This is a genomic window from Martinezella multihospitum (assembly GCF_900094585.1).
Lineage (GTDB): Bacteria > Pseudomonadota > Alphaproteobacteria > Rhizobiales > Rhizobiaceae > Rhizobium > Rhizobium multihospitium.
In genome coordinates this window covers 1339324-1349781 of the sequence record NZ_FMAG01000001.1, presented here as the reverse complement: position 1 = coordinate 1349781, position 10458 = coordinate 1339324, and the positions used below count along the sequence as shown (strand labels likewise).

Below are 10458 nucleotides of genomic sequence, written 5' to 3'. Positions count from 1 at the left end.
AATGGTTGCCGGACATCTCCTTGGACGGATTGTAACTGTTTAGGCGGTTCCCACATGCCTTCCATCCTGCCCCGAAGTGCCGATCTCGCTGATGAATTCGGCAAGCGCCGTCAGCTGGCAGCCTTATCGACTGACGACGCCGCGACCCTCAAGCATCTGGCTCGGTGCCAACATGCTCAGGCCGCCCACCGCCGAGCCCTGTTGGCCTGCGTCGTCGTGGAGACCCTTGGGGCATGAGCGGCGCGGGCCTCTTCGCTCTCGATAACGGCTGTCGCGGCGCGGCCGCGGGTTTGCTGCTGATGATGACTGCTGTCTTTCTGCGCCAGCGCCCGGTGGAATTCATTCGAGCCGCCTTGGCTGCAGCGGGCGCCGCCTCCGCGATTATCGACGCGCCGGGCCTACCGTCGGAGTGGCACTGGGCAAGGCTGCCACTCATTGCACTCTCATCGAGCGGCTCGGTCGCCTTCTGGCTCTGGGCACGGTTGGTTTTCGACGACGATTTTGTCTTTCGGCCCTGGCATCGCGACGTCTGGATCGCTCTGGTCAGCCTGACGCTGATCGCTTCCTATGGCATCATAGCAGGCTCTGCAGCCTCGGCGATCAGCTGGATTCTTACGCTCGCCAATCTCAGCTTCGGGCTGCTCGCAGTGATGCAGACGATTGCAAGTTGGCGAATGGATTTGGTCGCCGGGCGGCGACGGTTGCGTGTCGCCGTGCTGATGGGAACGCTGGCCTATATCGCGGTCAATGCGATCGCCAATCTCTCCTCTGTCGCCATCCTGACATGGTCCGCCCCGGTGCGAAACCTCGCCAACGGGCTCGGTCTTTGCCTATTGGCGGCGCTTGCTGGCTGGAGCGTGTTCCGCACGGCCTCGCCCGATCAGGCAGTTCCCCCTGAGTGGACCGCTGCCTCCGTCGACAGGCTCTCTTCTGCTCCGATCGAAACGGAAGGCGGTCGAGGAATTGAACCCACCCTTCTCAATCGCCTGCAGCGCCTGATGACGGCCGAGCGCATATATCGTCGCGAAGGACTGACCATCGGCTCTCTCGCCGCGCTCATGAGCCTGCCGGAATATCGCTTGCGTCAAATTATCAACGAAGGTCTTGGTTACCGCAATTTCAATGCCTTTCTCAACCGGTATCGGATCGATGAAGCGAAGGCGGCTCTGGCTGACCCCAACCAAAAGGACGTGTCGATCCTGACGATCGCCATGGATGCCGGTTTCCAGTCGCTCGGCCCGTTCAACCGAGCCTTCAAGGCAGAAACAGGCCTGACGCCAACCGAGTTTCGCAGACAGATCCTCACCCAGCCGACGGCGAAACAGCAGGATGCGGCAAGGAATTTTACAATCGGCAAGCCGCGATGAGAAATCGGCAAGTCGTTTTCCAATTTTCGGCGAGAATACGTGGGTTCTGCGCGGCATAGTCTCCGCAAATAGGAGACCGCCATGAACGTGCCGATCAAAGACCGTTTCACCTTGAGTGCGATGTTGAGCCTATGCGCTCTGGTTGCGTCCGCTTACCTCGGGCCTGCCCAGGCGCAGGATACGGACAACTCAGTGTGGCCAACCAAAGAATGGCTGACCTCCACGCCGGAAGAACAGGGCATGGATTCCGCCGCACTCGCCAAGCTTGTCGCCTATGGCGGAAGCCACAGCTTTGACAGCCTCCTCGTCGTGCGTCATGGGCGAATTGTCACGGAGGCCCACTACGCCCCTTACACCGGCGATATTCCGCACGAGATATTCTCTGCAACAAAGGCGGTTACCGGCACACTTCTCGGCATGGTCTACAAGGACGGCCTGCTCGACCGTCTCGATCACCCCGTGTTCGATTTTTTCGCCGACCGCCGCATCGCGAATCTCGATGAAAGAAAGAAGGCAATCACGATTCAAAACCTTCTGGACATGACCTCCGGGTTCGATTGGGATCAAGGGTTTGAAGACGGTACGCAGCAAACACTGCAGGACATGTACCGAGCTTCGAATTTAACCCAATTCATTCTTGATCGCCCCATGGCGCATCTGCCGGGAGAGGTTTTCAACTATAGCAATGGCAACCCGGATCTCGTTTCCGCGATCATCACCCGGCTTACCGGCAAGCCTCTCGAGGATTACGCGCGAGAAAAGCTTTTTGCTCCGTTAGGCATTGCCGATTGGCATTGGGATCGCGATCCGCAAGGACTGACAACCGGAGACGGGATGCTCTTCTTGCTGCCGCGCGACATGGCAAAATTCGGCTATCTGTATTTGCACCATGGCGAATGGGAGGGAAGGCAACTTCTTCCATCCGGCTGGGCGGATGTTTTGAACCACAGGATCGTGAACGCGCATGCGTCATACGATCCCAGCCTGAGTTACTCGAACTTTTTCTGGATATTGCCCGAACGGCACGTTTACATCGCGAATGGCAAGGATGGTCAGAATATAGCGGTGTTTCCCGATCTGGATATTGTGGTGGTGACCACCGCCAGAAAATATGTTCCGCTCCGCAGTCTGGCAGACCGTGTTTCTTCGGCGGTCAAGTCCGAGTCGGCGCTTCCTCCCAACCCGAACGCGGCCGAACAGCTTGCAAATGCGATCAAAGATGGCGCAGTCGAGAAGCCGACAGCCGTTGGCCCGACACCTGAGATTGCGTCCGCCATTTCTGGAAAGACCTACAAATTTCCGGACAACGACCTGGAGTTAAGAACACTTACCCTATCGTTGGCCGGTCCTCGTCCGCATGTCGAATATGAACAGTATTTGCGTTATCCGGTCGGCTCTTCATTCCGGGAAGACGTACCCATCGGACTTGACGGACTTTATCGCAAAGGTCCGCCCGCGCTCTCGGGCGCCTATCCAGGCCATATCCCGGCCACCAAAGGGACATGGTCGGACGGGCAGACATTCGTAATCGACGCACAGGATATCGGATACGGCACGCGGATCAAATACGTCCTGTCGTTCAACGGTGACAGGCTCCATATTCGGCGTATCGACGAAGAAGGTTGGGAACTATCCGCCGATGGCAAACGGGATGATTGACTAGCGTCCATCCATCCCGGCAGTGCCCGGCGTAACATTGCCGATCGAAACACTCTTGACCCGCAATTTTCGGCCGATAGAAATGAATTGAGGCTTTGCAACCAATATCGTTGGTCAAGAAAGCCGGCTGGAGCCGCTACTTCTCAGACCCTGTCCTGTCTTGCGGAAAAGACCGACGATGATGACCTCGAGAACGCCACAGCTTGCCTTCGTTTTATCATGCCTGGTTGCTTTGAACGGATCGCACGCGATGGCACAGGAAGCAGCGGCTCCGCTGTCGGGCAGCTTTGCCGACCTATGCGCCGTCGACGGCGAGCATCCGTCGAAGCTCTGGCGGATCAGCAGCAGGCTGGACCCTGCCTCATGGAGATCGCGTATCGTTTGCGATCTTTCATCCCCTTCCAGGCCGATATTGCGTATCTCGGTGCATCCGGGTGATGCGCCCGACCAGAGTGTCGGCGATGCGCCGACCGAACGGGTGGAAATCCAAATCAAGAAAGAGGTTATCAAATTCGATGAGCCGACATGGTACCATTTTGCCTTCCGGCTCGAAGCCCCTTGGCGCGGGCTCGGCAATCGCACCGTCATTCATCAGGTAAAGCAAAATATTCCAACGGAAGAGACGAAGCCTCTCGGAACCTGCCAAGCAGCAAATCCATTGTTCAAAATCGAGACCATACCATCGGAAACAGGGGCGAACTTCGTTGCCAAGGTGCGGGGAAGCGCCGACTGCAACGCCGGTCAGTCCAAGATAATCTGTGGTCCCTGGCATCTCAATCTGGGTGACTGGAATGATGTGAATGTGATGCTGAAGCCGAGCCTGCAGGACGGTGCAAGCTCCATACAGGTCTATCTCAACGGGCGCGCCTGCGACTCCTCCTACACGGGGCGCCTCGGCTTTCTCGATCACGGTATGCGACATCAGGACGGCCGCCCATTCATCGATGTTCAACCGCGCTTCGGGATCTATAGGGACACCTTGCCGGATGTCGTGCAATCAATTGACTTCGCGGATATCCAGTTCTGGTCGACGGACCCTTCCAGTGATCCCGCTTGGTCGAAACTAGCGGTATCCGCCAAGTAATCATCCGATGCCGTTTCATCCGGCGAGTGCCAGGTGGGTTCGGCAAACTGTTCGAGGAGGCTAGTCCAACGAATAGTGTCCTGCTCAGCAGCCGGTCAGGCCGTCTTCGGTAGACGCGGTGACGAGGATATTCTCCGGCCGATGACAGAAACGCTGCGTGTGGCCGCCGCTTTGCGTATTTCTACCAGGACCTCAAAAACAGGTCGGAAAATCACGACTTTCAATCGCCGCTGCCACAATTACGCCCGCCGTTTCCGGAATTGTCTGCAGCACGCATGCCCCGTCGAGGCGGGGCGCAATCCGATGCATTCTTCGGGAAGTATGGTTATCACGTGAAGACTAAAAAATTTGTTCTTGTGCCCGCTCTGGCTTTACTGATGGCAGGCTCCGCCGCGCATGCGCAGGAATGGAGGTATCTGCCGGATTATGGCGACGATCTGGACGGCGGCTATGTTGCTCCGCGCTATTGGCGGGAGGCGCCCCCGCGCTATCGCGACGATCCGCGTCTCGACGATCGCTATTACTATCGGGGCGATCCTTACAACGACTATGACGATGAGGACGGCGATTTCCCGCCAGCCCCCCGTCCACGGCGCCAGGCGTCGATCGATCGGAATGCGGTGTCTCCTCAATTCAGTCCAGGCCTCAAGGACGACAAGCGGGCCAGTCTGGCGCAGTCGCCGATCCCGCGCAGTGTCGTGCGCTTTTCCGGTTACGATCCCGGCACAATCGTGATCTCCACCAAGGAAAAGCGCCTCTATCTCGTGCTCAACGACGGAACTGCCCTCAAATACGGCATCGGTGTCGGCAAGCAAGGCTTCTCCTGGAAAGGCACGGAGACGATCAGCCGCAAGGCGGAGTGGCCCGATTGGACGCCGCCCAAGGAAATGATCGCCCGCCGTCCGGAATTGCCTGACCACATGGAAGGTGGCCTCAACAATCCTCTCGGAGCGAGAGCGCTCTATCTCGGTTCCACCCTCTACCGCATCCACGGCACCAATGAGCCGAACTCGATCGGCAAGGCGGTATCGTCCGGCTGCATCCGCATGGCAAATCCGGATGTCATGGATCTCTATGGCCGGGTCGGCGTGGGAACAAAGGTCGTCGTGCTCTAATTGCACTCCGGCCTTGCATGGGTCAGCCTGGAGCAATTCAAGGAAAAGTGCACAGCGGCTTCCGTCCGGAATTGCGTGAAAACCAAGAGCTAGAACGATTCAGAATTTCCCTGAAAAGCTGAACTGCGCTAGCAGGACCGGAAACGCAAATCATTCGACGGGAAAGGCAGCCGTCACAGGCACCATGAGCGTCAGCTGCATTTTCTCGGGCCTCAGAGGAACCGCGGAAGTCGGATTTTAGACCGCCGGTCTCTCAATTCGCATCCGAGGGGATTGAATGGCGGAAAGGAGCGGGCTGGCGAGATCATCGGTGCTATGGAAGCCCGGGTCCGCCATACACGGAGCCATTTCACCTGATGAACGAAGCCCGTCGATGCGGGTCGGCCAGATCGGAAAGCCAAGAAAAATGAGCAAAACGCTGTAAAACTTCCTGTAAAACAACGCCTTGTCTCATTTAAAGGTCATAACCTAGCCATCTGCAATCTTGAATTCATTAGCATATTCTGCCGAACGCAGTGCATCGGCTTGGGAGGCCTCTGCCCCATTGAAGAATTCCTGCAGGAGCCGGGTGATGCGCTCTGGCGATGTACCCTTGGCATATTCTTCCTGCATCCGGCGTCTGACTAGTATTTCCAAGACTGACATGTCTTTCACCTCATAATTCCGGCGCAAGGAAAATGTCGCTCTCAATGACACGGGAGGCAAGTTACAGTTTTTTCATGGTTTTGATGGCTCGACGACAAGACATCAAGTCTGTTTTCGCGACCTCACGCCTGAGACGGCGCTGACCGAAGCGTGATCGATCTTTCGCTTGCCAAATGGCGGCGTATCGTAGAATTGAAAGCGGCCAATCGGTCGGTTGTTTGCGCTTCGTTAACCTGCGTGCTTTAGCGGGCCACACCCCGACCTTTGGATGATGTCGCCTGCAAGGAATGAATAATGCCCATAAAGAAAAGCTCTGCCTCTGACGTTTTCCAGCGCAAGATTTCGGATTTTTGCGATATGCGGCTCAAGCCGCTGCTTCAGCCGCGCAGCTTCGAGAATATCAAAGGCTTCATGATCGGCCTGATCGTTTTCCAGTCGCGCCCTCCCCTTCGGGCAGGACGTGTCGATTTCCAGGAAATTGCCTCGCTCTGCGGCATGGACGAGGAGATGAGCCCGGAATTCAAGCGGGCTGCCCAGCCCGGCTTCGACGCGATTCTTCGCTGGCTGGGAGCCACCAAGGCCAATACGGCCCGCATTTCGCCCGTCGTCGCGAAGGCCCCTTTGCGGGTCCCGGGCAAAGCCATGCCAGTCCGGACTGAGCGCCGCGCTCTGGCCTCCTAATACGAACTGCATACCGGCCTGCATCAGCGGACCGGTATGCCCTTTACCCGCCTCGACAGATCGCAAAAACCTGTACAGTATAATACCAGTAGTGAACAGGGCGACATTTTCGTCGCCGTGCCATCAACGGGAAGTCTGCCTTGGTAACTGATATTATCGAGCTGATCAGGAAAGAGCTTGCGTCCGACACAAAGGGGATGCCGCTCTACAAGCAGCTGAAGAGCGCGATCGAAGCCGCCATCCGCAGCCACGCCTTTAAATCCGGCTCCGTATTGCCGGGCGAGCGATCGCTTGCCGAAACCCTTTCCCTGTCGCGCGTGACGGTTCGAAAAGCGCTCGCCATGCTGGAGGAGGAAGGCATGTTGAGCCGGCGGCAGGGTGCGCGCAGTGAGATCGGCTCACGCGTGGAAAAATCGCTTTCCACCCTCACCAGTTTCTCCGAAGACCTGCGCGCTCGTGGAATGGAGCCGGGTTGCGTCTGGATTTCCAAACAGTTAACCCGACCCTCGCCGACCGAGATGATGGCGCTCGGCATTTCGGCCAATGCGCAGCTCCTACGGATGCGCCGCGTGCGGACCGCCGATGGCGCGCCGATCGCCGTCGAACATGCCGCCGTACCCGTGCGCTTCCTCCCCTCACCTTCGCTGGTCGGCGATTCCCTCTATGAAGCACTGGCGGAACGCGGCTTCCTCCCAAAGCGTGCCGTCCAGCGCATGCGGGCGCGCGCCGCCACATCCGAGGATGCGCAGCATCTGCGCTGTGAAACCGGCGCGCCAATCCTGACGACCGAGCGGCGGTGCTTTCTCGCCGATGGAGAGATCGTCGAATATTGCGAGACGCGCTACAAGGGCGAGGTCTATGATTTTGTCTTCGAGCTGCAGAGATAATACCAGTTTAAAACCGGTTGCTTTCTGGTGATCATTCTCTATCGTTGCGCTCCAAAAGGGGTGCCGAATGCGCAAGGAAGATCTCAATCTGAGCCTCATCGTCTCATGCCAGCCCGTACCGGGCGGGGCGATGGATGAGGCCATTTTCGTCAGCGGCTTTGCGCGTGCGGCACTGGCCGCTGGCGCCCGCGCTTTGCGCATCGAGTCGGCCGCCTATGTCGAAGCCGTCAGGGCCGCCGTTGACGCACCGATCATCGGTATCGTCAAACGAGACCTCGATGACAGCCCGGTGCGCATCACCCCATTTATCGCTGATGTCGAGGCGCTGGCCGATGCCGGCGCCGATATCATCGCCTTCGATGCGACCGACCGGCCCCGACCGGCAACCATCGAGGCGCTGATTGCCGCTATCAAGGCCCGAGGACTGCTGTCGATGGCGGATTGCTCGTGTGTTGGAGACGCCAAACGCGCTCTCGACGCCGGCGTCGATTTCGTCGGCACGACCATGTCCGGCTATGTCGGCGGCCCCGAGCCTGTCGAGCCGGATATCGAGCTGATTGCCGCCATGCGGGAACTCACGCCCCATGTGATCGCAGAAGGCCGCATCCGCACGCCCGAACAGGCGGCAGATGCCGTAAGGGCCGGTGCCTGCGCCGTCGTCGTCGGTTCGGCGATCACGCGCACCGAGCATGTGACATCCTGGTTCGACGACGCTGTTTCCGCTGCCTTCTCCGAGCGCGATGACGCAACGCTTGCGATCGATATCGGCGGCACGAAGACCCTGGCGGCCTTGGTCCGGGGAGCGCAGGTGCTTGGCAAGACGACCATCGCGACCAGCCGGCAGGCAGGCCCGGACGCCTGGCTGGCGGCCATCGCCGAGCACGCACACTCCTGGGCAGGTCGATATGAGCGCGTCGGCATCGCCGCAACCGGCTTGATAAGCGACGGACGCTGGTCGGCCCTCAATCCCGCGACGCTGGCAATTCCGGATGGCTACCCGCTGGCGGCACAAGCCTGCAAGCTCTTTGGCAAACCGGCTTTCGCCGTCAACGATGCTCAGGCAGCAGCCTGGGGCGAACACAGGTTCGGCGCCGGCGCCAACGAGGATACCGTCTTCCTCACCATATCGACCGGCATCGGCGGCGGTGTGGTCGTCAATGGACGACCACTGCTCGGGCTTGCCGGTCATTTCGGCCTGCTTCGCGGGCCGACGAACGGCCAGTCACCATTGGAGGATGTCGTTTCGGGCCGCTGGATGGCAGCGGAAGCCGCCCGCGCCGGGTATCCGGCCGAGGCCCCTGAGATCTTTCGAAAGGCGCGCGAAGGTGCCGGCTGGGCCGAAGCGATCATCACGCAGTCGGCGGCGCGCGTCGCACTTCTATGCCGTGACATCCAGATGATGTTCGCGCCGAAACGCATCGTCATCGGCGGCGGCATCGGTCTGGCGCCAGGTTATCTCGACGCTGTCGGTGCGCAATTCGAGGGGTTGGCTCCGCATCTGGCGCCGCGCCTGGTCGCCGCAAGCCTCGGCTCCAATGCCGGTATCATCGGCGCGGCGGATCTTGCCGGACGCCATCGATAAGCAGACCTGCCCAATTCAACAAACAACGATAAGGAAAGGGAACAAGAATGAAACTCAAGCACATATCGTCCGCACTGCTTGCCCTGATGCTGTCGGTGGCGGCCCTGCCGGGGCTCGCTAACGCCAAGGTTGTCGTGCTCGGTTGGCCCGGCGGCTCAGAGGAAACGGCGCTGCGCGCTACCGCCGAGCTCTACAACAAGACGGCATCGGATGCCGACAAGGTCGAGCTGCTGTTCTTCAATCGCGACGGCTTCTTCGACAAGCTGCAGGCCGACATGGCAGCCGGCTCGAACGCCTTCGACGTCAATCTGGTCGCGACCTATTCGATCGGCCGCTATGCACCTTACATGGAGCCGATCGAGCTTGGTGCCGATGCCTCCAAGGTGTTCGGCGATACGGTGCTGAAGACCATGCAGTTCGACGGCAAGCAATATGGCGTGCCGACGGACCTGTCGCTGCATTTCATGTACTACCGCAAGGATCTTGTTGATGCCCTCATCGCCGATCCCGATGCCAAGGCCAAATATGCCGAGATCTCCAAGAAGTATCTCGGCAAGGAGCTGGCACCGAAGCAGCCTGACGACTGGACCTGGGATGATTGGGCGGCGACTTCGCTCTATTTCAGCAAGCAGGTGAACCGCCAGAGTCCGGTCCGTTACGGCACCGTGCTGCAGATGAAGAACCTTCTCTTCAACATGATGGTGTTCCAGTCCCTGCCGCGCTCCTATGGCGGCGACTGGATGGACGCGAGCGGCAATGTCACGATCGACTCGGATGCCTATAAGACGGCGCTGAAGCTCTATAAGATGCTCTACGACGCCGGCGCATCGCCGAAGGATTCGCTAAGCTACGAATATGCCGAAACCAATGCCGCCTTCAGCTCGGGGCAGGCCGCAACTGCCCTGCAATGGAATGCCGCAGCGGCCGAGCTGACCGATGCGAAGAAATCGCCTGCCGTCGCCGACGTCACCGGCATCGTTGCGCCGCCGGCCGGGCCGAATGGTCGCGTCGACCATATTCACGGCCTCGGCCTCGGGCTGAACAAGAACGCTCAGAACAAGGAAGGCGCGATCAAGTTCCTCAAGTGGCTGTCTTCCGAGGATGCGGCCCTTGCCTATGCACGCGCCGGCGGCTCACCGGCGCTGACGCCTGACGTCGTCGCCAAGGTGGCCAAGGAGCGTCCCGATCTCGTGAAGCTCGGCGAGTTTGCCAGCAAGTACGGCTACGTCATGACGGGGGCCACCTCGGCCAAGGCGCTTTCGGTCTACGAACTGCAGGCCAAGGAATTCACCGGCTACTGGTCCGGCCAGCAGAGCCTTGAGGATGCGCTTGCCCATACCAAGGCAGGCATGCAGGATCTCTTGAAGAAATAAGGACAAGGGCCGGATGCCGGCTTTGGAGCAATTCCAGGAAAAGTGTATTGCGGTTTTCCGTCCGG

The 10458-nt window shown here is 59.2% G+C and carries 9 protein-coding genes; 8 read left to right on the top strand and 1 reads right to left on the bottom strand.

Annotated elements, in window-relative coordinates:
- The first annotated feature begins 233 nt into the window (after window positions 1-233).
- The 4 genes from GA0061103_RS06195 (at window position 234) to GA0061103_RS06180 (ending at window position 5225) form a co-directional block, all read left to right on the top strand.
- A complete protein-coding gene (locus tag GA0061103_RS06195; protein WP_092708091.1) occupies window positions 234-1367 on the top strand; it encodes a helix-turn-helix domain-containing protein in 1134 nt (377 codons plus the stop codon).
- A gap of 81 nt (window positions 1368-1448) precedes the next feature.
- Window positions 1449-3026, top strand: a complete 1578-nt coding sequence (locus tag GA0061103_RS06190) for a serine hydrolase domain-containing protein (protein ID WP_245304675.1) — start codon at window positions 1449-1451, stop codon at window positions 3024-3026.
- 250 nt (window positions 3027-3276) lie between these two features.
- On the top strand, window positions 3277-4110 hold the full coding sequence (locus GA0061103_RS06185) for a heparin lyase I family protein (RefSeq protein WP_167376529.1): 834 nt from the start codon (window positions 3277-3279) through the stop codon (window positions 4108-4110).
- A 377-nt stretch (window positions 4111-4487) separates the two neighbouring features.
- Window positions 4488-5225 carry a L,D-transpeptidase gene (locus GA0061103_RS06180; RefSeq protein WP_245304674.1) on the top strand — a complete coding sequence of 246 codons (738 nt, stop codon included), beginning with the start codon at window positions 4488-4490 and terminating at the stop codon, window positions 5223-5225.
- Window positions 5226-5693: 468 nt separating this feature from the next.
- Here the strand turns inward: GA0061103_RS06180 and GA0061103_RS34975 are convergent, their stop codons facing one another.
- Window positions 5694-5870: a hypothetical protein gene (locus tag GA0061103_RS34975; protein ID WP_167376528.1), complete on the bottom strand. Its 177-nt coding sequence runs from the start codon at window positions 5868-5870 to the stop codon at window positions 5694-5696.
- 294 nt (window positions 5871-6164) lie between these two features.
- Between GA0061103_RS34975 and GA0061103_RS06170 the strand changes: the two genes are divergently transcribed.
- The 4 genes from GA0061103_RS06170 to GA0061103_RS06155 all read left to right on the top strand — a co-directional run bounded on the left by GA0061103_RS06170 (window position 6165) and on the right by GA0061103_RS06155 (window position 10393).
- Complete coding sequence (locus tag GA0061103_RS06170; RefSeq protein ID WP_092708082.1) at window positions 6165-6551, top strand: hypothetical protein; 387 nt, start codon at window positions 6165-6167, stop codon at window positions 6549-6551.
- A 197-nt stretch (window positions 6552-6748) separates the two neighbouring features.
- Complete coding sequence (locus GA0061103_RS06165; RefSeq protein WP_092708079.1) at window positions 6749-7438, top strand: GntR family transcriptional regulator; 690 nt, start codon at window positions 6749-6751, stop codon at window positions 7436-7438.
- A gap of 67 nt (window positions 7439-7505) precedes the next feature.
- On the top strand, window positions 7506-9020 hold the full coding sequence (locus tag GA0061103_RS06160; RefSeq protein WP_092708076.1) for a putative N-acetylmannosamine-6-phosphate 2-epimerase: 1515 nt from the start codon (window positions 7506-7508) through the stop codon (window positions 9018-9020).
- Window positions 9021-9067: 47 nt separating this feature from the next.
- On the top strand, window positions 9068-10393 hold the full coding sequence (locus GA0061103_RS06155) for an extracellular solute-binding protein (RefSeq protein WP_092708073.1): 1326 nt from the start codon (window positions 9068-9070) through the stop codon (window positions 10391-10393).
- Window positions 10394-10458 lie beyond the last annotated feature (65 nt).

Coding starts and splice junctions, on each gene's coding strand:
- GA0061103_RS06165 (WP_092708079.1), top strand. CDS start 6,749: ATGCCGCTCTACAAGCAGCTGAAGAGCGCGATCGAAGCCGCCATCCGC.
- GA0061103_RS06190 (WP_245304675.1), top strand. CDS start 1,449: ATGAACGTGCCGATCAAAGACCGTTTCACCTTGAGTGCGATGTTGAGC.
- GA0061103_RS06180 (WP_245304674.1), top strand. CDS start 4,488: ATGGCAGGCTCCGCCGCGCATGCGCAGGAATGGAGGTATCTGCCGGAT.
- GA0061103_RS06185 (WP_167376529.1), top strand. CDS start 3,277: ATGGCACAGGAAGCAGCGGCTCCGCTGTCGGGCAGCTTTGCCGACCTA.
- GA0061103_RS06195 (WP_092708091.1), top strand. CDS start 234: ATGAGCGGCGCGGGCCTCTTCGCTCTCGATAACGGCTGTCGCGGCGCG.
- GA0061103_RS06170 (WP_092708082.1), top strand. CDS start 6,165: ATGCCCATAAAGAAAAGCTCTGCCTCTGACGTTTTCCAGCGCAAGATT.
- GA0061103_RS06155 (WP_092708073.1), top strand. CDS start 9,068: ATGAAACTCAAGCACATATCGTCCGCACTGCTTGCCCTGATGCTGTCG.
- GA0061103_RS06160 (WP_092708076.1), top strand. CDS start 7,506: ATGCGCAAGGAAGATCTCAATCTGAGCCTCATCGTCTCATGCCAGCCC.
- GA0061103_RS34975 (WP_167376528.1), bottom strand. CDS start 5,870: ATGTCAGTCTTGGAAATACTAGTCAGACGCCGGATGCAGGAAGAATAT.